The organism is Pseudomonas sp. BS-2016 (genome assembly GCF_001806145.1).
Lineage (GTDB): Bacteria > Pseudomonadota > Gammaproteobacteria > Pseudomonadales > Pseudomonadaceae > Aquipseudomonas > Aquipseudomonas lundensis.
The window spans coordinates 1-22,424 of record NZ_MLCT01000038.1; the positions used below are offsets into that span (position 1 = coordinate 1).

Here is a 22,424-nt window from a genome sequence, read left to right on the forward strand (position 1 = left end):
CCTCGCCTGGGAAAGCAGCCCCGCGCAGGCCGACGGCGCCAGTGGCAAAACCGTCCACTACCTCTACGAACCCGGCACTTTCGTCCCCGTAGCCCAAGCATTGCGCCACCAACCGAGTTACGAAGGTGGTTATGACATTGATGAAGACCCGCTGTGGACCCACACCCCGCAAGCGCTGCCGATTGACGTACTGGCGTACTGGCGTGGTACCAGTGCGACCAACTCGGCACGCCACAAGAACTGACCGACCACACCGGCCAAATCGCCTGGAGCGCGCAGTATAAAGCGTGGGGGAAAGTCAAAGAGCAACGCTCCGAATGGGCAAGGCCTGACCAACCCGATCAAGTGTTTCATGGTTGTAAGCGGTACTGGTATGGTTGTCACGGAGATTTTAACGTGTGCTTGTAAATACCAAAAATTAACAGTAGCAGGGAATATTAAAAGATTAAAGTTGCGAACGTTGCAGATAAAAATAAGTACAGTGCAAGCTTGGCTCGGACGGTGAGTAAACGGTATCTCGATAACCTGATGTGTGCCACATTCAATATGAATGATCTGGAATGGGTTCAGAAAAAATGTCGGTAGTTGATTGGTGTAAGCATGAGTTCCATTGCCAAGGGGGGGATTACATGCCTAGGGCATGTTGCGCGAATGCATGGAGTTATTGATAAAGAGATTATATTGGCAGTGCTGCATGATGTACTGAAAGAGGGAAGGCAGGCCGAACTAGCATGTCCGATGAGATTGAACAGTTTGTGAGAGGCTAATTTTTCACTGCGTACTGATGGTAATTCCTCCGTTCAACGTTCAATATGAAAGTTGAATGGTAAAACATGCGGTATGTGTGAGATCAAGTCGAGACTTCAATAATTTATGACGATACTTCTTCGAACCCCGGCAAACCATTGGCTGCACGCCATTCTTTAACCGTTTGGGTGATGCCTTCAGGTGAGTGATCAGCTCCTTCTTCAGGATAATAAATGAGATCAGAACCCGCTGGATGCTCTGTTAGCTGCTCAAGCGTGTCAAGCATAGGATCGAGCACCTCATCCGGAGCATTTTTGTTAGCAGTGAATATTTCCTGCAAGAAACTGATAAATTCGGCTTCCGTATATTCAGAAATACGCTTTTCCATGGCCTGACTCCTATGAATTTGTTGGCTTGTTAGGCGGACGAAACTTGACTAAGTTAAAAATCTCTCCCTGCCTAAATCAAGTCCACATGATAAATCGTCAAAGTAGTTTTTTCCTGGTTCGCACGGTAACTGAATCATAGTTTGCGAAGCACTGCCCGTTTTTTGATAGATCCCCAGGTCAAGAGATTCGTTATTCGTGAGCCGGTAGTGCTGGCTCGCCAGGTCGTGCCACATTCCGTATGACTGATCGTTCCACTTCTTTGTGTTCCAGCTTGATCCCGAATCGGCCAGACAGCTCCTTTTGCCCCTTGGGCGTTAACGCGAGTGCCCGACTATCAAGGTCTTGGGTCACCCATTTGCGGTTTAAGAGCGTCTGAAGAAACGCTGCTCCGAGGGCCCCGGCAAGGTGAGGACGCCGCATGCTCCAGTCCAGGCATGCGCACGCGAAACGACGTCGTTGGGCCTTTACTTTTTCGAGCTCGATACCGAGGCCGATCATTGCTTTTTCGCCGCTGTTCGTAAGCTGATAGAGGCTCTGCCCAGAGACCGGTGCGGTTAACCACCCGGCCGCCATGAAATGGTCGTGCAGATGGACCGCCAGTGTTCCTGCCATGTGGTCATAACAGGTACGCGCGAACTGCAATCGGGTTGGGGTCGTGGAAACATAGTGTGTGTCTGCGTTCTGGCCGATGACCATGAGGGCCTCGATAGCGTGGGCCACGTGGATGTCCGCCAAACTGTAGTAACGATGCCTGCCCTGCGTGTGCAACCTGACCAGCCCGTCCTCTTTCAATCTTGCCAAATGCGCGCTCGCAGTGGATGCACTCACGTCCGCGATGACGGCCATTTCGGTACTGGTGCGGGCGTGGCCGTCCATCAGCGAACACAGCATTTTCGTGCGCGCAGGTTCGGCAATAGCGCCAGCAACTCGGGATAACGCGCTGTCAGTGTGATGAGCATCCATATTTCGTTCCTGAGCGAATCATCGGCATGAAGGGTGTTCGATAGTAGCCGTTCTTAATCAACAGGACGCGCGCAATGACACCTTTTGAAGCCGTCACCCATGCCGACCCTTACCCTTACTACGCAGGCCTCAGGCGGCAAAGCGGGCTGTTTTTTGATGCAGATCTTCGTTTATGGATTGCAAGTGATGCCCAGTTTGTCGAAGCCACTTTGGGGCATCCTGACTGTCGGGTACGTCCGATAAGTGAGCCGGTGCCTGCCGCGATTGCGCAAGGGGCGGCAGGTATGATGTTCGGGCGTTTGATGCGTATGAACGAGGGCGCTGGGCACCTGTGCCCCAGAAGGGCTATCGAGCCTGCCTTGGCCGCTATCGAGACAAAAAACATCGCAGAGGTCGTGGCGCGCGTGGTCGGGACCCTCGATTACCCGGTCGACAACCTTGATGAGTTGATGTTCACGCTACCGGTTTGCGTTATGGCTGCCGTGACAGGCGTTCCATTTAGTCAGCTTAAGGAGGTCGCGAAGCGGACTCGGGATTTTGTTGGCTGTCTGTCGCCGCTAAGTGACGAAGTTCAACTCGGTGCAGCCCATCGCGGGGCGATCCGGCTAAGCGAAATATTCACCACGCTGTTTGGCAGTGGCGAGCTAAAAAGCCGCTTCTTGAGCGATATCTTGAGCCGGTGCGAAGCCGCTGCCTGGGGAGATCATGATGCGTTGATCGCCAACCTTATTGGCCTGTTGTCACAGACCTGCGAGGCCACCGCTGGCTTGATCGGCAATACCCTCATAGCGCTTCAGCGTGAACCTCACCTGATTGAAGGCGTGCAGCCTACGCCGATGATTGTTGCGGACTTGGTGGCCGAGGTAGCGCGCTACGACCCGCCCGTGCAAAACACTCGGCGATTCGTGGCTAAGCGTTGCACTGTCGGCGGCAGGGTGCTGGAAGAGGGGGATACCGTGCTGGTGCTGCTCGCTTCAGCCAACAGGGATCCTGACGTCAATCCGGACCCCGATAGCTTCTTGCTCAGACGGACGCAGCGACGCACCTTCAGCTTTGGGGCAGCAAGGCATGAATGTCCGGGTCGGGCACTTGCATTGACGATCGCCTGCGAGGCGATTTTGGTCTGGCTGCATAGTCATCCTGTCCCGTTTGCCCGTCAGCTGCGGTGGGACTATTTGCTCTCCCACAATGGCCGCATTCCCACGTTTTATCCTGATGAGGAAACCCGTTAATGATCGCTGTTATTTTTGAAGCATGGCCTCATGAGGTGCAATACCAGCGGTATCTTGACCTTGCCGCTGAACTCAAACCCGTGCTGGCAGAGCTGGATGGCTTTATCTCGGTAGAGCGTTTTCAAAGCCTGAGTGAGCCCGGCAAGGTGCTCTCACTGTCCTTTTGGCGTGACGAGGACGCTATCACACGGTGGCGCGGTCTTGAGCTGCACCGGGCGGCACAATTGGCGGGGCGCAGGCAGGTTTTCGATGACTATCACCTGCGCATTGCCCACGTGGTTCGCGACTATAGTCTTGAGGATCGCCTCCAGGCACCGAGCGATAGCAAACACGCTCATGAGTGAACGGTCGGCGGCAACTGAACGTCAGGCGCGTTCGACCGAAGAGAGTCGACGCGGCGTGGGTGAACGAGAAACGCTTCGGCGTATGAGCCAGGAACCAGCTACTTTCAACAATACCCAGAGGTGCTCCCTTATTTGAGAGGACGGTCATGTTCACATTACGTGTGTTGGCGGCTACGGCCATGTGTTGCTCCCTGGCCTTGACTTCGTTGCCTGTATCCAGCGATCCCGGTAACGGCAAAGGGCCTGATAAAGGTCATGCACAAGGAGGCAAAGGGCAGGGTAATAAGGCGGATCAGGGCCACAAAAATCAGGACTCTAAAGGGAATCAGGGTAATAAAGGCAAGGGCCACCAGGAGGGGGAGTGGGGCCGTTCGCCTCATATCGACAGGGACAGTGTTTTAGGGATTCTGGCAGGCCATCGCAATGACTGGCAGCCTGGCCCGTCACTTCCGCCCGGGATCCAAAAAAACCTCGCGCGGGGAAAACCGCTGCCTCCGGGGATTGCGAAAAAGCTGGACGGCAGGTTGCTAACTCAATTGCCCCACTACGAGGGGTATGAATGGCAACAAGCCGGAGCTGACTTGATCTTGGTTTCGATCGCCAGTGGTCTGATTTATGAAGTGCTTAATGGGGCATTCGATTGAGGTTTCAAGCGGTTTCGAAAATGGGCCACCGCGCGAGGGCTTGCCTGCGCAGCCGTCAGCTCACCTGACCCCCTGAGTCGAGGACGTCTACCCAGGTGTCAAGCGCTGTGATGATTGCCACACGCAACCCCTGGACCTGTGTTTCAAGGCTCATGGAAGCCACTGGCTGAGGCGCCAGCGCTACCTGCTGCGGGAGATACGGCACGTGGATGAATCCGCTGCGTATGCCAGTACCTGCCAGGGCGTGTTGCAGGCAATAGAACACCTGATTGCAGACGAAGGTTCCGGCCGTCTGGGACACTGACGCCGGAATGCCCTCAGCCCTTAACGCCCTCACCATGGCCTTGATCGGCAATGTACTGAAGTAGGCTGCCGGGCCTTCCATGACCACTGGGGTGTCGATGGGCTGGTCGCCCAGGTTGTCGGGAATGCGCGCATCGTTGAGATTGATTGCCACGCGCTCGATGGCAATATCGGTGCGTCCTGGCCCTAGTCCTACGGCAATGACCATGTCTGGCCGCACGGTCTCCAACAGCTCGCGCAAACGGGCCGGGGCTTGGGAAAACACGCACGGCAACTGCCGCGAGACAATCCGGGTGTCTTCCTTTATCAGGCGTTGATCGAGCGCTTTCACGGCTTCCCATGAGGGGTTGAGCGTGTCTTGATCGAACGGTTCGAAACCTGTCAGCAACACAGTACGCATGGGCACCTCACATCAGCAGATAAAGTAGGACAATATTGACCAGCAGCATCATCAGTGCCGTTGGCATTTGCGCTTTGATCACCGCGTATTTGTCCGGAATCTCCAACAGGGCCACCGGCACGATATTGAAGTTGGCCGCCATCGGCGTCATGAGTGTTCCGCAGTACCCCGAGAACATGCCAATGGCGGCCATGACGGCCGGGTTGGCATCGTAAATACCCACCAGCACTGGAACACCCACGCCACCGGTCATCACCGGGAACGCCGCAAACCCGTTGCCCATGATCACGGTAAATAACGCCATGCCCAGCACATACACCATCACCGCGATCAGGCGGTAGTCCATGTTGATGTAGGACGTTGCGACGTGCGCCACGGCTGTACCCACTCCCGCATCGTTAAACAGCAGGCCGAGCATGGCCAGCATTTGCGGCAGCACCATGGTCCAGCCCAGTGCCTCGGTCAGACGGCGTGATTCGCGCAGGCTTTGCAGGGGCGTATCGCGAGTCAGCAGGCAGGCCAGAATCAAGGCCACAATACAGCCCAGTCCCAAGGACACGAACGTGGTGTTTTTGGGGTCCAGCAGCGGCACGCCAGCAATTTGCGTGTGTTTGAGCAGCATAGAGCCGATAACCGTGACCAGAGGAATAGACAGGGCAGGGATGAACAGCTTGTGTCCCAGTCGCCCGGCGCTGGCGCGTGCTGCCTTGACGTGTAATTCGGCATGCGTTCCGCGGCCTACGCCGCCCAAACCTGCGATCACTGCCATGACCAGTACGCCTACGCCTACAGCGAACGGCGGCAAGCGGTCGCCTACCAGAAAAACGATGGCAAACAGTGCCCAGAACAGGCTGCTGCTCCAGCGTTTTGGATGGGTCTTGTCGCCGGCGATCATAGCGGCGGTGACCATTAACAACACGCCTGCCAGCCAGTAGAAGTACTCAATGGAGATGATCATTGTGCAGCCTCCCGCGAGCCAGGCGTGATGGACGATTGCGGCGAGGTCAGTTGGCGCGTCAGCTGCAAGTCGAAGCGATACAGGCGCAGGGCATGCACGATAAAGGCGCAGATAGCCGTGGGAATTCCCCAGAATGCGATGTGTAAAGGTTCTACATCGAGACCCGAGCCCAGTAAAAAGGTATGCATCAAGGCGATTGCGCCAAAGGCCACGAACACATCTTCGCCAAAGAACAAACCGACATTGTCGGTGGCCGCGCACATGGCCAGCACCTTATGACGCAGTGCTTCGGGCAACTTGCCGAACTTGTTTTCAGCCGCGCCCTCGGCCATGGGGGCCAACAAAGGGCGCACCATCTGCGGGTGGCCACCCAGGCTGGTCAAGCCCACCGCCGCGGTGGTCTCCCGCACGAACAGGTACATGATCAGCAGGCGACCGACCGTGGCCCGTTGAAACTTGGCGATCCAGTTCTGCGCGTGCAAACGCAAGCCATGGCGCTCCAGCAAACCGATCACTGCGAGCGGCAGCAGCAGGATCAGTTGCAAGGCGCGGGTTTGCAGAAACCCTTCGCCCATCAACGTGATGATGTGCTCCAGGGAGAAGCTGGCTGCAAGGCCGGTCACGATCGCGGCCAAACTCACGACCAGTAGAGGATTGAAGCGCAGCACGAAGCCCACGACGATGACGAATACGCCCAATAAGGGCCATAGGTTGACGACGGTTTGCATGGGGAGTGAATCCCTTGGCTGGATGCCGCAACGCCAGGGCAGGCTGGGGTGCGCGCAAGGCGAAAGCGGTCGGGCTCACTTTCGCAACATTGATTCGCTGCCGGACTCAGCGTGTTTTTTTATTGTTGGCGCCCGATGATAGAGCGTCATTGAGCGATATCTTTGGGCGCTTTATTCACTGCGTCCAGTCAAAAAAAGTTGTCACGGCCGAACAAAAAAGTTTGGTCAACGGCTTGCCTGGTCGGGGTGGCTTGGGATTGTTGCAAGGGTTTACAGTGGCAGCCTTGTTTGGTGTGGACGGGCAACCCTGCATGAATATGCGATTCCTTTTGACCTTTGTGTGGGTGGCACGGCTCGGCAGCTTTCGACTGACTGCCGAAAAGCTATCCAGTACACAAGCGGCCATCTCCAGCCGTATCTCGGTGCTGGAAGCTGAGCTCGGCGTGCAGTTGTTTCAACGTGACTCGCGGGGTGTCAGCCTGACCCGTGAGGGGCACAACGTGCTGAGCTATGCGCAAGAGATGCTGGCGACCCAGCAGCGCTTGCTCCAATCACTGGGCCAGGCCGACACGTTTTCAGGCCGCTTGCGCATTGGGGTCATGGACACAGTGATTCACAGCTGGTTAAGCGAGCTGATTAATGCCCTGAGCCGGGAATACCCGCAGGTTGAAGTCGAGCTGACTGCCGATACGGCCCTCAACCTGAATGAGCAGTTACTCAAGGGGCAGTTGGACCTGATTTTCCAGACAGACTTATTACGGGCCGACGGTGTGCGTAACAGACACCTGGCGTGCTATCCGTTGCGGTGGGTGGTGGCCAGTGGAACCCCGCTTGATCGCCCGTATGAAGGGCTTGCAGCGCTTTGCCAAGAGCGGATCCTGACCTTTTCGCGGCTGTCCCGGCCGCATCAGGACGTGCTCAATTACCTGCATCAGCAAGGCGTGAGCGCGCCACGCATCAGTTGCATCAATTCGGTGGCGGCCATTATCAAACTGGTGGCTGACGGGTTTGGCATTGGCGTCCTGCCGCCAGTGCTGGTCAGCCGCGAATTGAGTAATGGCAGTCTGGTTGAATTGCCGATGTGTGCTGGGCCCGGCTTTTCGGTCTATGCCAGTTGGCGCGTCGGGGCTGGCCTTGAACTCAATGAAGCGGTTGTCAGCCTTGCGCAAGAGGTGGTGGCCGACTACCAACGTGCCGTTGCTCCGGGCCATCTGGTATTGCCCAAGGCCCTCGATTAGTACAGCTCATCATCTGATCCGTATTTTTATGAATCAACTGCGCCTGTATTGCAGCTCACAATCGGCAGAAAATTGCAGCCAGTCAGATCGCTCAAGCAGGCATCGAACCTTAAACGGTGCAGGGATGCCGTCCGTTGATGCTCACGTTCTGGTTTTCGACATACTTACGGTAGGAACTGATATGGCTAAGATGGGTTGGTTTTTGGGCGGATTTCTGCTGTTGACCATTGGGATCGGTATCCTTGCCACCATTCCGCCGGGTTGATCCCTTTTACATTTAAAGGCCGCTGCGAAATCAGCGGCCTTTTCTGTTTGCGCAAAGGTATTCAGGCGTTGTACGTGAGGGCTTGTTCAACATCAGCCAGCAGATCTTCCACGTCTTCCAGGCCAATCGCCAAACGCACCAGCCCCTCACTAATGTCGTGTCGAGCACGCTCCTCCCGCGTGTAAGCCGAATGGGTCATGCTTGCAGGGTGTTGCGCCAAAGATTCTGCACCGCCCAGGCTGACAGCGCGGCTGATCAGTTGCAGAGCGTTCATGAAATGCCGACCGGCTTCCAGACCTCCCTTAAGCTCGAAAGCAATCATCCCGCCAGGTTGGCGCATTTGGGATTTAGCCAACTCATAGTGTGCGAAAGAGGGTAGTCCTGGATAAGACACTGACTTCACGGCCGGGTGATTCTCCAAATACTGGGCAATCACCTGAGCACTGCTGCAATGGCGATCCATGCGTAAAGCCAGGGTCTTGAGCCCGCGCATGAGCAGGTACGCATCGTGGGGCGACAGCACGGCCCCCGTGAGGTCCTTCAAGCCCTGCAAGCGAATGCGCGAGGCCAGCGCTTGTGAGGTGACAACAATGCCCGCCGTGATATCGCTGTGCCCACTCAGGTATTTAGTGGCCGAGTGCACGACCACATCGGCGCCTGACTCCAACGGTCGCTGCAAGTAAGGGGTGCAGTAGGTGTTGTCGATCACCACCGTGATGTCAGGATGGGCGTGGGCAACGCGCGCAACAGCTGCAATATCGACGAGTTGCATGTTGGGGTTGGCCGGGGTTTCAAAGTAGATCATGCGCGTGGCGGGGGAGATGGCGGCTTCAAGTGCTTGCATGTCGGTCATGTCGACATGTTTGACCTTGATGCCGAACTCCCCGATGCCGTGATGCAGCAGGGCAAAGGTGCAGCCATACAAGGTGCGGCTTACGATCAGTTCATCCCCCGGGCGCAGTAGCGTCCAGAAGGTCGTGGCAATAGCGCCCATGCCAGAACTGAAGGCAATACCGGCTTCGCCGTTTTCCAGTGTCGCCATGCGTGCTTCGAGCAGCGCGAGGGTGGGATTGGAAATGCGTGTATAAAAATGCCCGTCTTCTTCTCCGGCGAAACACGCTGCGCCGTATTCAGCAGTCGGAAAAGCAAACGTGGACGTCAAGTAAATGGGAGGAATCAGGGCACCCTGATTCTCTAGGGCGTTGTAGCCGTGATGGATCGCGCGGGTAGAAAAGCCGAACTCATTTTTTTTGTCGTTCATGCTGGACGCTCCGATATTTCCTACAATGCTATGCTCAAATTCGAAGCGATAAATACCAATTCCAAGGGTTAAATCGAGTGCTATTGGAATAAATACCCTCCACATCGAGATCAAGAGGCACAGTATGCTCAACGCTCTGGATAGAACCGATAAAGCCCTGCTGGCTGCATTGCAAAACAATGCGCGATTAACGGTGGCTGAACTCGCGGAGCAGGTGTCGTTGACCACCTCGCCTTGTTGGCGGCGGGTCAAAATCCTTGAGCAACAGGGCTTGATTACGGGCTATCAAGCGATCATCTCGCCCAAGCAACTGGGGTACGGCGTCACGGCCTTTGTCAGTGTCATGATGGCTTCGCATTCTCAGGAAACAGCCAGAAAGTTCGAGCAGTGCTTACTGGATATTCCTGAGATCGTGGCCTGTCATAACATTTCGGGTCGTTATGATTTCTTGCTTGAAGTGGTGGCTAAAGACCTTGAATCTTTTGGTGAGTTTGCGCGTGAAGTTCTGCAAGCTTTACCTGCGGTCAAGGAGATCTATTCAAGTTTTTCATTCAAGTCGGTAAAACCGCTTCGCAAGATGCCCCTGGGACTTTAACGACCGTTACCCGATAAAAAAGTCGACCGTGTAGCTGTAGGGCCTGGAGGGGTTATGGTGGGTGAGTTGTGAGCGGCAGGGGAAGTCCGGATACTCGGCACATGCACAGTGGTGTGTCCAATAGAATGTCACCTTGGGCGCGCGATGATTAAGTCTTTTCTCATAGGCATATAAGAAACTACTTTCAAAAGTAATGATCGTCTTGTCGAGCGTGTAAGCAGCGCGAGATTCAAAGATGGATTTTTTAACATCATAGTCAATCAGAATGTCACCCCGTAGTTTGGGTGTGGTCACGAACTGAATTTGGTCGACGCGCACGTCAAGATTGTTGTCCGATAGCTCCGGAGGGAAAGCGCCCTGTCTCGCCGTGTGGTGTGCAGAAAGCAAATCCAGTCGGTAGCCCGTTTTATTGATAAATCGCATATTGATATACATGTTGTCGCCAGGATGGCTGGTCATTCAATGAGTTCCTGTAAGGATGGTTCGGTCGTTAATCTGTGTGGTTAAGCCTAAGTATGGTGTGTGTTTTATAAGTAATGCGCAGGATTTACAGAAGGAAATACTTACATTGTTGTACGCCGTTACGGGTGGGGAGCCGCAGTGGGTTAAAAGGGTTGAAGCCGGGTGAATAATGTCGGTTAAAGTTAAATTGTAAGTAGGAAGTGTCTTTTTGCTTCTTGAACGGGTGCGCGCATACACAGAGAGTGCTTAGCTTTTATTTTTATTAATGGTAAGAGCACACGATGTTGACACGAGAGTTGATGATGGGGTTGTTCCCCAAAAGTTCACAGTTTATGAACGATTACTTGCCTTCCTTACAGCATGTGGCGCAGCAGCGGCAGATCACCATCCCGCGCCGGATAGCGGCGTTTTTGTCCCAAGTGGGGCATGAGTGTGGCGGCTTTACAGTGTTGGTCGAGAACCTTAATTACAGTGCGGGTGGTTTGGCCGCGACGTGGGGTTCACGGTTTGCCGAAAAAAATGCGGCTGGCGCCTACATAACCGTCATGGAGGGGGGGCGTTCACGACGAGTGCCCAACAGTGATGCGCAGAAGTTGCATCGCCAACCCGAGGCCATTGCCAATCGGGTGTACAGCAATCGTCTGGGTAACGGTGATGAAGCGTCAGGAGACGGTTGGCGTTACCGTGGCAGGGGGCTGATTCAGATGACGGGCAAGAGTAACTATCAACAATGCAGCCTGGGCCTGTTCGGGGATGAGCGTTTATTGACCACGCCTCAATTGCTTGAACAGTGGCGCTGGGCAGTCGAGTCGGCAGGCTGGTATTGGAGTACCCGTAACCTCAATGCGTTGGCAGATGGCGATGATTTTGAGCGTGTGACACGGGCTATCAATGGAGGACTTAACGGCCATGCCCAGCGCGTAGCGCTATATGAACAAGCCCTCAACCTGATGAGCCAGACATCTGCTGGTTGACTGGCGTTATTAATGGGAGTGAAACCTCAGCTCACTCGGTTTAGATGCCATAATGCGCGCCTGTTTTTTCCAGCCACGCAGGGGTATCTAAACCGTGATGTTTGAACTGAAGTCGATGAGTCCCGAGGCTTATCGTCAACAAACCCGGCGCAGCACGCTTTACATCGCCTTGCTGTTTGCCTTGCTGGCGCTGGTGATTTCTGGCTTGGCAGTGATGCTGGCAGGCGTGCCGGGCGGTGATAACTTCCGGTTGAATCTGGCCGGAGTGATCGTGGCACTGATCGTCACGGTCGGTCTGGTGCGCTACGTGTTCTGGTCCCAGCCCTGGATGGCGGCTGCGGTGTATGGGTGGCAACTCAAGCGCAGCCTGATGCGGGTCACAAATGTCATGCATCACGTGACGGCGGGTGTCATGGCCGGGGATGTCAGCGCGCTCAAGCTGTTGCGTTTTTATCACCTGGGCATCACCCAGATGTATCAGCTGGATGCTAACTCCAGCGCGTTGAGCCAGATGGTGCGCGAGATCGACCTGCACAAGGCGCGGCTTGAAGCGTTGGGCATCGACACTGAGCAAACGCGATTGGACCCTACGTGGATCGAGAAGGTTAAAACGTTCACACCGTTGAAATAAAACGTTAAGGCCAGCCAAGCCATGGGGGCGCCCAGTGCGCACCTGTAGCCCGGCCAGCCATGACGCTGCGTGGTTAGCTCACCACGCGATAGCAGGGCACATACGCTGCACCACCGGGGAGTTTCATGCGGTGTTGCTCGACGAAGGCCTGCAGCAATTTGTCCAACGGCTTCATCACAGCCGCATCGCCATGGATCTCGTAAGGACCATGTTGCTCAATCAGATGAATGCCTTTTTCTTTCACGTTACCGGCCACAATGCCAGAAAAAGCCTGTCGCAAATTGATAGCCAATTCATGGGGTGGCACGTCCTTGCGCAATTGCAGGCTGGCCATGTTGGCATGGGTCGGATCGAACGGGCGCTGAAAACCCTCATCAATCTTTAAAAGCCAGTTGAAGTGGAACGCGTCATTGCGTTCGCGACGGAACTGTTTGACCTCTTTAAGCCCGGCTGTCATCTGGCGCGCCACTTCGGCCGGGTTATCGATGATGATCTGGTAGTGCTTTTGCGCCGCGTCGCCCAGGGTCGCGCCCACGAACTCGTGGAGCTGTTGCAGGTAGGGTTCAGCTTCTTTAGGGCCGGTCAGAATGACCGGAAACGGCACATCGCTGTTGTCGGGATGCATCAAAATCCCGAGCAAATACAGGAACTCTTCTGCCGTGCCTGCACCGCCCGGGAAGATGATGATGCCGTGGCCTACGCGTACAAAAGCTTCAAGGCGCTTTTCGATGTCAGGCAAGATCACCAGTTCATTGACGATCGGGTTGGGCGCTTCGGCCGCAATGATCCCTGGTTCGGTCAGCCCCAGATAGCGTCCGCCCGACAAGCGTTGCTTGGCGTGGGAAATCGTGGCCCCTTTCATTGGGCCTTTCATGACGCCGGGACCACAGCCAGTGCAGATGTCCAGTAGCCGCAGGCCCAATTCATGGCCGACTTTCTTGGTGTATTTGTACTCTTCGGTGTTGATCGAATGACCGCCCCAGCACACCACGATTTTGGGTTCAACACCTGGGCGTAAAGTGCGCGCGTTGCGCAGCAGGTGGAACACGTAGTCGGTAATCCCGGCCGAGGTGCTCAGGTCCATGCGCGGGCTGTCGAGTCCGCTTTGGGTGTACACGATGTCGCGCAGGGCGCTGAACAGCATTTCACGCGTGCTGGCGATCATTTCGCCATCCACAAAGGCATCAGCAGGAGCGTTCAGCAGCTCAAGGCGAACCCCCCGGTCTTGCTGATGAATACGCACTTCGAAGTCTTTGTACGCTTCAAGGATGGTTTTGGCATTGTCGACATGGGCGCCGGTGTTGAGGATGGCCAGCACACATTGGCGGAACAGGGTGTAACTGGTGCCTGAGCCGACTTCACTCAGTTGCTGCACTTCACGTTGCGATAACGTCTCCAGGCTGCCTTTGGGGCTGACTGAAGCATTGATGACGTGTCTTTGGACCATTGAGAACTTCCTTGAGCGGGTCAAAAAATTGCCTGACGCAGTTTTACATGCATACCTGCCGAGTGTATCTACGCCACAAGAAGTCCCGATTGTCGTGGCGCTGGATGTCTGTTCATTGTTGATGCCGGCTGTTTCGCGGCTGGCCTCTACAGTAACACCGCCTGCTCATAAGACCAGCGCACCGCAGACGTTGATGATCAAGTCGGTCGAGCCTGCTTTGTCTGAGGTAACCTGTGCCTGAATAAGGGAAGGTGCAAGACCTCACCTCGCATAAGGAAGGGTTAATGATCATCACCACAACCAACAGCATCGAAGGGCGCCAGATCACGGAGTACCTGGGGGTCGTCAGTGCAGAGTCGGTACACGGTATCAACGTCGTGCGGGATTTCTTCACCGGCATGCGGGATTTTTTCGGTGGGCGTTCTCAGACGCTGGAGCGCGCGTTGAAAGAAGCGCGGGCAGAAGTTACGGATGAAATCCGAGAGCGTGCGGGCGTGCTGCGCGCCGATGCAATTGTGGGGCTGAATTTTGAAATCAGCATGCCGTCAGGTCGCGGTGGCATGCTGGTGGTATTCGCCACCGGCACGGCCGTGCGCTTGAGCTGAAACTGCGCTAAACCTGTGGCAGTTGTCAGACCGTCAGTTTTGGGAAATAGAAGGAGCGTTTCGATGACAGGATTTTTAAAGCGTGCGTTGATGGGGTGGGTCGTGGCGGGTGTCGCAACGGGAGTGGCTGCCGAAAGTCGGCTACCTGAGCTGACCACTCAAGCACCCTATAAACAAGCGTATGCGGCCATGCTGGCTTACCCGGATTGGGTGAAAACCGGTCAGGGCACTGCGGCTCCTGTTGAAAAAGTGGTCATGGACGGTAAAACCTGGACCGTCGGCCAGATGTGCAAACCCCACGATTGTGCAGCCAATCAGTTGAATGTGGTGTTTAGCCCCGATGGCAAACAGGCGTGGGGGCTACTGTCCGTTCGCGCCGAGAATGCCGAAACATTTGATCAGCAATTTTTGGGCATGCCGGATGACACCATTAAACAGCTGCTCAACAAATCGTTTGCGGACAATAACCCTACCGATTGAGATTGCCCTACACGTTCGACCGCCTTTGAGGCGGTCGAACGAGCGGCAACGGGTGGCTTTTACGCTTTCGTCAGGCTGGTTTGAGAGAGTGCCGCCTGAAGTTTTTCTTCTTGCTCGGGGGAAAGCGAGGTGCGCAACACTTTGCCCTTGAAGTTTGAATCTTCAAGTTCCTTCAACACTTTCTCGGGCTGGAACTTACGCAACAGCACGAACAGGGCCGAAGAGTTGTTGGGAATGGTTTCGCTCAGCGACTTGATGAAATCGTCATCGATGCCGTAATCGCTCAACGACCCCGAGAGCGCACCAGTGCCCGCACCGAGCGCGCCGCCGATGGCAAAACCTGCCAGCGGGTTGAGAAACAACAGCCCGACCAGAGCGCCCCACAGGCCGCCAGTGACCAAGCCGGAGGTCGCGCCAAGGGCGGTGAGGTTCACGCTCTGTTTGATGTGCACCTTGCCTTCATTGTTACGAACAACAATGACCGCATCTTCCAGCTCCACCAGATGCTCTTTGCTCAACGACACCATTTTGGTCAAGGCGCGGTCAGCTTTTTCAGTATCGTCAAATCCCACTACGATCAAATCAGACATGTCTTTCATTCCTTGACTGTGCAGTTCCAGCCCGCAACGGGCTGAATGAAGAAGTAGGCCTCAAAGTGTGATGACACCTTTAACACCTTGTTGCGCAGCACAGCAGCGGTTGAGAAGCGGCTGCGAGCAATGAGCGTGGTCGCAGACCTTGAAACCGTCAAGTCGATACCCGGTTCGGGTTGTCGCACCAGGGAGCAGAAGGGAAAACAGCACAGAGGGGAATAGAAAGGAAGAGGAGGGCTGGCTGAGCAGCCCTGACACTTACTCCAAGGGCTGATACCTCGGAGATTTATTGCTGATCGTTTTTGTCCGAAGCAGTCAGGCCAGCCTGGATGCGCTGGTAAATTTCTTCACGGTGTACGGCTACATCTTTGGGCGCGTTGATGCCAATTCTGACCTGTTGGCCGCTGACACCTAAAATAGTGATCGTAATATCGTCACCGATGTTTATGCTTTCACCAACTTTGCGGGTGAGTATCAGCATTTTTTTCTCCTTGATGGCTTTGTATGGCACGTCTCTGAGACGGTGCGGCTTCGGTCATGGCTACAGAATACTGCTAACTGCATATAAATGCGCCGCTCATTACAGACGTCATAGCCAGAGTGGCAATTCCCTGTACGAGGAAAGCTCTCGCCTATGTGTCTTAGATAAGGGCGTATCGGATTTGTTCAAGGAGAGCAAAGGCCGCTGCCCCAGTGATAAAATCGACCCACTCAAAAAGATAGGGGAAACGCAGTGCGTAAAGTCATCGTGATGACAGCAATATTGGCCCTGACGGCTTGCGGTCAGGAGTCTAACGATAAAATTCAACGGGCTAAAGCAGCTTCTGACACATCGACTGTTCAAACGCCGGTGGCTCGCTGGGCGGTAGAGGTCAAACTGGGCGAGACTCAAGCGCTCAGTGATTTGACGGCAAGGCTGCTGGAACATGGTTATAGCTCTTATATTTCGGAAATTGACGGTGTTCATCGCGTGCTGCTCGGCCCCTTCACTAGCCGCGACGAAGCGCAGGCGATGTTGACCCGCTTGATAACCCAACTCGACAACCTGCAAGCCCGGATCCTTGAGTTGCCTGTCGACAAGCCCGCCCACTAAGCAGTCACGGTGCCGTTTTGCTTCCTAAGCGTAGCGGCAACCGGCGCAGGCGCAGGCTTTGAGCCATAATTTTTTTGCACCCTGAGCGTGCCCCGGTGGCGTTGGTCACTGAGCACGCCAGCCACCACCCAATGACGTCAACAACGCCACACTCGCCTGCAACTGGCGGGTGCGCAGGGCCTGCACCTGACGTTGCGCCTGCAACGCGGCGGTTTGCGCAGTGACCACTTCCAGATAACTCACCGCTCCCGCTTCATAACTGCGGGTGGCCAGCGTCTGGGTGTTGTGCGCCGCATTGGCGGCGGCCTGTTCGTCCAGCCGCTGCTGGCGCAGGTCGCGCAACTGCGCAAGGTTGTCTTCAACTTCCCGCACAGCGTGCAGAACCGTGCTGCGGTACGACGCGCTGGCCTCTTCAAATTCGGCCTTGGCCTGACGCGCCTGCGCATTCAGTCGGCCGCCGTCAAAAATGGGCAAGTTGACCAGCGGCCCCAGTGCCCAGAATCGGTTGCCCGCCGCCAACAGGTTGCCTGCCCCCCCGGTTTGCCCGCCGATTAATCCGCTCAGGCTAAAGTCGGGATACCAGGCCGCTTTCGCCACCCCGATCTGTGCATTGGCAGCAAACACCCTGCGCTCCGCCGCTGCGATGTCGGGGCGGCGTTGCAACAGGGCGCCGGGCAGCGTGTCGGGTTGCTCCGGCGGGGACAGCGTTTGTTCGCGGGCGGCCAGTTCAAACGTGCTGGCGGGTTCGCCCACCAGTTCGCCAATGGCATGCTCAGTCAAGTTGCGCTGCCCGCGCACCTCATCCAGTTGCGCCTGGGCTTGGGCCAGTTGGGTCTGGGCGCGGGTGAGGTCGACTTCAGAGGCAATCTGGCCCAGATAACGGGCGCGGGTCAGTTGCAGGGCCTGGCTGTAATCCTGCAGCGAGCGGGACACAATGCGCTGCTGCGCATCCAGACCGTCGAGCTGCACGTACAAGCAGGTCAATTGCCGTTGCAAACTCAAGCGAGCGACCGCCAGATCATCGGCTGACGCCTGCGCCTGTGCATCACCGGCTGCCACCTGATTGCGAATTTTGCCCCACAGGTCGAGGTCGAGATTCAGCGCGAAGCCTGCTGTATTGCTGTTGTACACCGACGGTTGTGTCGTACCCCGTAACGGGCGGCTATCTGATTGACGTTCGCGCAGCGGCTGGGCGCTGGCTGTCAATTGCGGGAACAGACCGGCATGCAACTGGCTGGCATACGCTTGGGCTGCATCAACATGCGCCAGCGCCGCCGCCAGATCGGGGTTGGCGTCCAGTAATTGTTGTTGCAGAGCGTTGAGGCGTGCGTCCTGATACACCCACCACCAATGCGGCGAGTGTTGATCCGCGGGGTGCGCAGGATGCCAGGCACCAGCATCGGCCTGTTCACGATAATGCGTGGGCAATGCGAGCTGTGGCACGGTGTAGGCGGGGGCCAATGAACAGCCCTGCAACGCCAGGACCCACAGCCATAGCGCAGACTTAAGCCTTGGCAGCATGGGGCGCTCCCTGGTTCGCGAGCCGTACGGCATCACCGTCGCGCAAAGCGTCGGGCGGGTTGTCGATGACGGTATCAGCAGGCTTTAGCCCTTGATCGACCACCAGCCGATCACCCAGGTCCAGCCCGATATGGATGGTCTGCAAATGCACATGCTGCGATGCATCCAGCAGCGCCACTTGGGTACCTTGGGCGCGAAAAATCAGCGCGCTGGCGGGAATGCTGACCCCATGGGTGTCAGGCGCCACCGCCAACACGGCTTCGGCATAGTCGCCGGGCATTAGCGCATCGTTGGGATTGGGGACCACAAATTGGGCCATCAGCGTGCCCGAGCGCGGGTCAACCGAGGTTGAGTTGCCCATTAGGCGAGCGCTGAAGGTTTGCCCCGGATGCTCCGGCACCGAGAGTTGAGCTTGCATACCGGGGCGCACCACGCTGGCGTAGTTTTGGGGCACCGGCACATACAGGCGCAGCTGGTGGGTATCCGCGATGTCAAACAGCTCGGTGTCGCTGTCCGTATCGGCCTTGATCAACTGGCCAATGTCCGTATGGCGCGCAGTGATGGTCCCGGCGAAAGGCGCGCGAATGGTTTTGTAGGCTTCCAGTGAGCAAAGTCGTGCGAAATCAGCCTCGGCCGCCTGCGCATTGGCATGGGCGGCGGCCGCATTCGATTGCTTCTCGTCGGCTTCCTGACGTGACACCGAATGCGACGCCAGCAGGTGTTGCCAGCGCGAGGCCGTGGTCGCCGCCAGCTTTGCATTGGCCTGCGCTTGCAGCATCCGGGCGCGGGTTTGTGCCAGTTGCTGGTCCAGATCGGGACTGTCGATCAACGCCAGCACCTGACCCGCTTGCACCTTGCTGCCGATATCGCTTTGCCAGCTCTTGAGGTAGCCGTTCACCCGCGCCTGTATGGGCGCTTTGCTCCAGGCCTCAAGGTGGGCTGGCAAGCGCAAGGTGTCGGCCCCGGCGTTTTGCCGGGGCTGGAACACGCTCACCACCGGCAAGGCAGCCGCTTGCGTCCACTGGCTGACCGCCTGCTCATGCCGGCTGCGGCTCGCCAGTCCGTTGGCCACCAGCAGGGCGGCCAGCGTCAGGCCGCCGATGCCCAGGTACATCAAGCGCGTGTGCGAAGGTGTTTGATCAGACGACATGGGGCGTTTCTCCAGCAGCGCGAGTGTCTTTACGCCCGTGTACCAGGCTGAATACCACGGGCACGAATAACAGGGTGGCAACGGTGGCCAGCATCAGGCCGCCAATCACGGCGCGGCCCAGCGGGGCGTTTTGTTCTTGCGAGAGCGCCAGCGGCAGCATCCCGAACATCATGGCCAGCGCCGTCATGCAGACCGGTCTGAATCGGCTGTAGCCCGCTTCCAGCGCAGCCTTTAGCGCGTCGCCATGCTCAGCCAGGCGTTCGCGGCAAAAACTCACCACCAGAATCGAGTTGGCGGTCGCCACGCCCATGCACAAGATGGCGCCGGTCAGGGCTGGCACCGACAACGAGGTGCCGCTGAGGAACAGCATCCACACGATCCCGGCCAGGGCTGCGGGCAGGGCGGTGATGATGACGAACGGGTCCAGCCAGGACTGGAAGTTGACGACGATCAGCAGGTAAATCAGGACCACGGCCCCCAGCAAGCCCACGCCGAGGCCGCTAAAGGCTTCGTGCAAGGCGTCGATTTGCCCGTGCAGGCTGACGATCGCGCCGTTGGGCCGCAGGTCGGCGGCGCCATCAATCACCTGTTGCACGTCGGCGGCCACGGCGCCCAAATCGCGCCCCTGAATGTTGGCGTACAGGTCGAGGGTCGGCTGGATGTTGTAGTGCGTGACCACGGCCGGGCTGTGTACGCGGCGCAGGGTGGCGAGCCCGCCGAGGATGTGTGACTGGCCGTTACTGCCCGTCACCGGCAAGGCTTCCAGGGCGGGCAGGCTGTCCAGCCGGTATTGCGGTGTGGCAGCGACCACCCCGTACGACACGCCATTTTGCGGGTTGAGCCAGAAGGTCGGCGCCACCTGCGAACTGCCCGCCAGGGACGCCACCATGCTGTTGGTCACATCACGCTCGGTAATGCCCAGCCCGCTGGCACGCTGCCGGTCGACATCCACCTGCAATGACGGGTAACCCACCGACTGCTGAATGCGCAGGTCAGCAATGCCCGGCACCTGCTGTAAACGGCGCTGCAATTGCAGGGCATAGGCGCGATTGGCAGCGTCATCACGTCCGGAAATCTTCACGTCCAGCGGCGCGGGCGCACCGAAGTTGAGGATCTGGCTACTGATGTCGGCGGGCATGAACGCAAATTGGCTGCCGGGGAAGCTGTCGGGCAGTACTTCACGCAACTTTTTCACGTACGCGGCCGTCGGCCCATGATCGGCCGTGAGCGTGACCTGAATATCGCCGTCCTGGGGCCCGATAGTGCCGCTGCTGCTGTAGGCCATGTCGATCCCGCTTAATGGAATACCAATGTTGTCGACGATGCTGTCCACTTGATCGGCCGGGATCACCTCGCGGATGCGCGACTCAATACGGTCGAACGCTGCGGCACTTTCCTCAATGCGCGTGCCCAACGGCAGGCGCACGTGCAACGCCAGGGCGCCAGCATCGGTAGCCGGGAAGAAGTCTTGCCCAAGGCTGGGCAACAACGCGAACGAGGCCAGTACACACCCCATAAACACCAGCAGGAACCGCTTGCGCCACGCCAGCGCCAGTGTCAGCAATCCGTAGTAGCCGTCGCGCACGGTAGAAAAACGACGCTCAAACCCTTGCTGAAAGCGCAGCAGCGCCCGCACCGGCACCGAGTGTGGCTGTTTGGGCTGTACGCCTTCGTGGTGATTGAGGTCGCTGTTTTCCGGGTGATGGCCGACGCCTTGCTCAGGCACATGGGGCTTGAGCAAAAACATCGCCAGCGTCGGCACCAGCGTGCGCGACAGCAGAAAGGAACTGCCCATGGCGAACATCACGGCCAGCGCCATCGGGCGGAACAGGTAGCCGGCAATGCCTTGCAACATAAACATCGGCACGAACACGATGCAAATGCACAACAGCGAGACAAACGCCGGGCCGACGATCTGTCTGGCGCCATCCAGGATGGCCTCACGCACCGATTTGCCCTGTTCAAGGTGCCAGTTGATGTTCTCGATGGTCACCGTGGCGTCGTCCACCAGAATCCCCACCGCCAGGGCCAGTCCGCCGAGTGTCATCACATTCAGGGTTTGCCCCCTCAGCGCCAGCAACGCAATGGCCGCCAGCACCGCCAGCGGGATCGACACTGCAATGATCAGTGTCGAACGCCAACTGCCGAGAAACAGCAGAATCATGGCGCTGGTCAGCAAGGCGGCAATCACCCCTTCCTGCGCCACGCTGCCCACCGACTGTTTGACGAACACCGAGGCGTCGCCCAGCAACGAGGTTTTCAGTGACGGCGGCAGGGTTTCATTGATGCGCGGCAGCATCGCGCGAATGCCGTCGACGATGGAAAGGGTCGAAATGTTGCCGTTTTTCAACGCTGGCATCAGCACCGCGCGGTGGCCGTCCACCCGCACGATGTTGGTTTGCGGCGGCGATCCGTCACGCACGTGGGCCACTTGGCCAATGGTAATCAACGCGCCGTTCACGGTTTTGATCGGCAAGTCGTTGAGTTCGTCGATGGCCTTGGGGCTGTTATTAAGCATCACCGTGTACTCATAGGTGCCGAGCTTGGCCGTGCCCACGGGGATGATCTGGTTTTGGGCCGCCAGTGCAGTGCCCACGTCCTGCGCCGACAACCCCTTGGCGGCCAGCGCTTGCGGGTCGAGGTCCAGGGTAATCTGGCGCTGTTTGCCGCCCATGGGGGTGGGCATGGCCAGCCCGGGCAGGGCGCTGAGGGGCAAGCGAATGTTGTTCTGCACCAGGTCGCGGATGTGCGCTTCTGACAGCGTAGGGCTGGAGAACGCCAGTTGCAGAATCGGCACGGTGGAGGCGCTGTAGTTGAGGATCAGGGGCGGGGTAATGCCGGGCGGCATTTGTTTGAGCACGGTTTGCGACACCGCGGTGACTTGGGCGTTGGCCGTACGAATGTCGACGCCGGGCTGGAAGAAAATTTTCACGATGCCCATGCCCGGCAACGATTGTGACTCGATGTGTTCGATGTCATTCACGGTGGTGCTGAGCGAGCGCTCATAGGTGTAAATCACCCGTCCCGCCATGTCGGCGGGCGCCAGCCCGGTGTATTGCCATACCACGGCAACCACCGGAATGCCGATGTCCGGGAACACGTCCGTGGGCGTACGCACGGCGGCCAGGGGGCCAATGATGCAGATGAAAATCGCCAACACCATAAAGGTGTAGGGCTTGTGCAGTGCGGTCTTTACCAGCCCGAGCATGCCTGAACCTCCGGGGAGTGGAATTGCAAACCCCGGCAGTCTTGCCGCTGGAACCTAACGCGGCGCTTTCAGGCAGGTGAAGGATCCTTTAAGAAAGGGCTGAAAATCCCTTCATTTACCTTCATTTGGCGCTGTGCCCGAAGGCGGCCAAGCTGATGGCCTGTGTGACGGAGGCAGGTCAGCCCCGTCGTGT

Annotated in this window: 23 protein-coding genes and 1 pseudogene; 11 read left to right on the forward strand and 13 right to left on the reverse strand. The window is 57.2% G+C overall.

From position 1 onward, the window contains the following. Positions 1 to 327 (forward strand): annotated as a pseudogene (locus BKD70_RS24495) (RHS domain-containing protein); the annotation flags it as partial. A 544-nt stretch (positions 328 to 871) separates the two neighbouring features. On the opposite strand, the gene BKD70_RS21345 reads toward BKD70_RS24495, so the two are convergent. Next, positions 872 to 1,135: a bacteriocin immunity protein gene (locus tag BKD70_RS21345; protein ID WP_047274954.1), complete on the reverse strand. Its 264-nt coding sequence runs from the start codon at positions 1,133 to 1,135 to the stop codon at positions 872 to 874. Positions 1,136 to 1,325: 190 nt separating this feature from the next. After that, positions 1,326 to 2,099: a helix-turn-helix transcriptional regulator gene (locus BKD70_RS21350; RefSeq protein ID WP_047274952.1), complete on the reverse strand. Its 774-nt coding sequence runs from the start codon at positions 2,097 to 2,099 to the stop codon at positions 1,326 to 1,328. 74 nt (positions 2,100 to 2,173) lie between these two features. On the opposite strand from BKD70_RS21350, the gene BKD70_RS21355 reads away from it, so the two are divergent. From BKD70_RS21355 to BKD70_RS21365, 3 genes are all read left to right on the forward strand, one after another. Then, entirely contained in the window at positions 2,174 to 3,331 is a 1,158-nt protein-coding gene (locus BKD70_RS21355) for a cytochrome P450 (RefSeq protein ID WP_047274950.1), read from the forward strand. After that, entirely contained in the window at positions 3,331 to 3,675 is a 345-nt protein-coding gene (locus BKD70_RS21360; RefSeq protein WP_047274948.1) for an antibiotic biosynthesis monooxygenase, read from the forward strand. The genes BKD70_RS21355 and BKD70_RS21360 overlap by 1 nt, the downstream gene beginning before the upstream one ends. A gap of 146 nt (positions 3,676 to 3,821) precedes the next feature. Beyond that, on the forward strand, positions 3,822 to 4,319 hold the full coding sequence (locus BKD70_RS21365) for an anti-virulence regulator CigR family protein (RefSeq protein ID WP_047274947.1): 498 nt from the start codon (positions 3,822 to 3,824) through the stop codon (positions 4,317 to 4,319). A gap of 55 nt (positions 4,320 to 4,374) precedes the next feature. On the opposite strand, the gene pcp is transcribed toward BKD70_RS21365, so the two are convergent. From pcp to BKD70_RS21380, 3 genes are read right to left on the reverse strand one after another with little or no spacing between them, the layout of a single operon-like run. Continuing rightward, positions 4,375 to 5,022, reverse strand: coding sequence for a pyroglutamyl-peptidase I (gene pcp / locus BKD70_RS21370; protein ID WP_047274944.1), 648 nt, complete (start codon positions 5,020 to 5,022; stop codon positions 4,375 to 4,377). A 7-nt stretch (positions 5,023 to 5,029) separates the two neighbouring features. Then, positions 5,030 to 5,980 carry a DUF979 domain-containing protein gene (locus tag BKD70_RS21375; RefSeq protein WP_047274942.1) on the reverse strand — a complete coding sequence of 317 codons (951 nt, stop codon included), beginning with the start codon at positions 5,978 to 5,980 and terminating at the stop codon, positions 5,030 to 5,032. Then, positions 5,977 to 6,708: a DUF969 domain-containing protein gene (locus BKD70_RS21380; protein WP_047274939.1), complete on the reverse strand. Its 732-nt coding sequence runs from the start codon at positions 6,706 to 6,708 to the stop codon at positions 5,977 to 5,979. The genes BKD70_RS21375 and BKD70_RS21380 overlap by 4 nt, the downstream gene beginning before the upstream one ends. Positions 6,709 to 7,019: 311 nt before the next feature. Between BKD70_RS21380 and BKD70_RS21385 the strand changes: the two genes are divergently transcribed. Continuing rightward, positions 7,020 to 7,946 carry a LysR family transcriptional regulator gene (locus BKD70_RS21385; protein ID WP_047274985.1) on the forward strand — a complete coding sequence of 309 codons (927 nt, stop codon included), beginning with the start codon at positions 7,020 to 7,022 and terminating at the stop codon, positions 7,944 to 7,946. 326 nt (positions 7,947 to 8,272) lie between these two features. Here BKD70_RS21385 and BKD70_RS21390 read toward each other — a convergent pair whose 3' ends face one another. After that, positions 8,273 to 9,472, reverse strand: a complete 1,200-nt coding sequence (locus BKD70_RS21390; protein WP_047274937.1) for a methionine gamma-lyase — start codon at positions 9,470 to 9,472, stop codon at positions 8,273 to 8,275. A gap of 124 nt (positions 9,473 to 9,596) precedes the next feature. On the opposite strand from BKD70_RS21390, the gene BKD70_RS21395 reads away from it, so the two are divergent. After that, the gene (locus tag BKD70_RS21395; protein ID WP_047274935.1) at positions 9,597 to 10,067 is read left to right on the forward strand and encodes an Lrp/AsnC family transcriptional regulator; all 471 of its coding nucleotides are present in this window, start codon (positions 9,597 to 9,599) and stop codon (positions 10,065 to 10,067) included. A gap of 6 nt (positions 10,068 to 10,073) precedes the next feature. Here BKD70_RS21395 and BKD70_RS21400 read toward each other — a convergent pair whose 3' ends face one another. Then, the gene (locus tag BKD70_RS21400) at positions 10,074 to 10,526 is read right to left on the reverse strand and encodes a hypothetical protein (protein WP_052892169.1); all 453 of its coding nucleotides are present in this window, start codon (positions 10,524 to 10,526) and stop codon (positions 10,074 to 10,076) included. A gap of 284 nt (positions 10,527 to 10,810) precedes the next feature. Here BKD70_RS21400 and BKD70_RS21405 point away from each other — a divergent pair, with 284 nt between their 5' ends. After that, a complete protein-coding gene (locus BKD70_RS21405; RefSeq protein ID WP_047274933.1) occupies positions 10,811 to 11,503 on the forward strand; it encodes a glycoside hydrolase family 19 protein in 693 nt (230 codons plus the stop codon). A 97-nt stretch (positions 11,504 to 11,600) separates the two neighbouring features. Next, entirely contained in the window at positions 11,601 to 12,134 is a 534-nt protein-coding gene (locus BKD70_RS21410; RefSeq protein ID WP_047274930.1) for a DUF3087 family protein, read from the forward strand. Positions 12,135 to 12,207: 73 nt separating this feature from the next. On the opposite strand, the gene ppnN is transcribed toward BKD70_RS21410, so the two are convergent. Next, entirely contained in the window at positions 12,208 to 13,581 is a 1,374-nt protein-coding gene (gene ppnN, locus BKD70_RS21415) for a nucleotide 5'-monophosphate nucleosidase PpnN (protein WP_047274928.1), read from the reverse strand. Positions 13,582 to 13,865: 284 nt separating this feature from the next. On the opposite strand from ppnN, the gene BKD70_RS21420 reads away from it, so the two are divergent. Both BKD70_RS21420 and BKD70_RS21425 read left to right on the forward strand, forming a co-directional pair. Then, positions 13,866 to 14,186 (forward strand): YbjQ family protein, encoded by a 321-nt coding sequence (locus BKD70_RS21420; protein ID WP_047274926.1) that lies wholly within the window; start codon positions 13,866 to 13,868, stop codon positions 14,184 to 14,186. Positions 14,187 to 14,249: 63 nt separating this feature from the next. After that, on the forward strand, positions 14,250 to 14,666 hold the full coding sequence (locus BKD70_RS21425) for an Ivy family c-type lysozyme inhibitor (protein WP_052892168.1): 417 nt from the start codon (positions 14,250 to 14,252) through the stop codon (positions 14,664 to 14,666). A gap of 59 nt (positions 14,667 to 14,725) precedes the next feature. On the opposite strand, the gene BKD70_RS21430 is transcribed toward BKD70_RS21425, so the two are convergent. Beyond that, complete coding sequence (locus BKD70_RS21430) at positions 14,726 to 15,256, reverse strand: DUF1269 domain-containing protein (protein WP_047274924.1); 531 nt, start codon at positions 15,254 to 15,256, stop codon at positions 14,726 to 14,728. Positions 15,257 to 15,545: 289 nt separating this feature from the next. Beyond that, positions 15,546 to 15,740, reverse strand: coding sequence for a carbon storage regulator CsrA (gene csrA, locus BKD70_RS21435; RefSeq protein WP_047274922.1), 195 nt, complete (start codon positions 15,738 to 15,740; stop codon positions 15,546 to 15,548). 252 nt (positions 15,741 to 15,992) lie between these two features. On the opposite strand from csrA, the gene BKD70_RS21440 reads away from it, so the two are divergent. Beyond that, positions 15,993 to 16,352, forward strand: a complete 360-nt coding sequence (locus BKD70_RS21440) for an SPOR domain-containing protein (protein ID WP_047274920.1) — start codon at positions 15,993 to 15,995, stop codon at positions 16,350 to 16,352. A gap of 105 nt (positions 16,353 to 16,457) precedes the next feature. Here the strand turns inward: BKD70_RS21440 and BKD70_RS21445 are convergent, their stop codons facing one another. The 3 genes from BKD70_RS21445 to BKD70_RS21455 are packed head-to-tail and all read right to left on the reverse strand — an operon-like array spanning position 16,458 to position 22,231. After that, positions 16,458 to 17,873 (reverse strand): efflux transporter outer membrane subunit, encoded by a 1,416-nt coding sequence (locus BKD70_RS21445; RefSeq protein WP_047274918.1) that lies wholly within the window; start codon positions 17,871 to 17,873, stop codon positions 16,458 to 16,460. After that, positions 17,857 to 19,023, reverse strand: a complete 1,167-nt coding sequence (locus tag BKD70_RS21450; protein WP_047274916.1) for an efflux RND transporter periplasmic adaptor subunit — start codon at positions 19,021 to 19,023, stop codon at positions 17,857 to 17,859. Before BKD70_RS21450 ends, BKD70_RS21445 begins: the two co-directional genes overlap by 17 nt. Then, a complete protein-coding gene (locus BKD70_RS21455) occupies positions 19,013 to 22,231 on the reverse strand; it encodes an efflux RND transporter permease subunit (protein ID WP_047274914.1) in 3,219 nt (1,072 codons plus the stop codon). The genes BKD70_RS21450 and BKD70_RS21455 overlap by 11 nt, the downstream gene beginning before the upstream one ends. Positions 22,232 to 22,424: the final 193 nt, after the last annotated feature.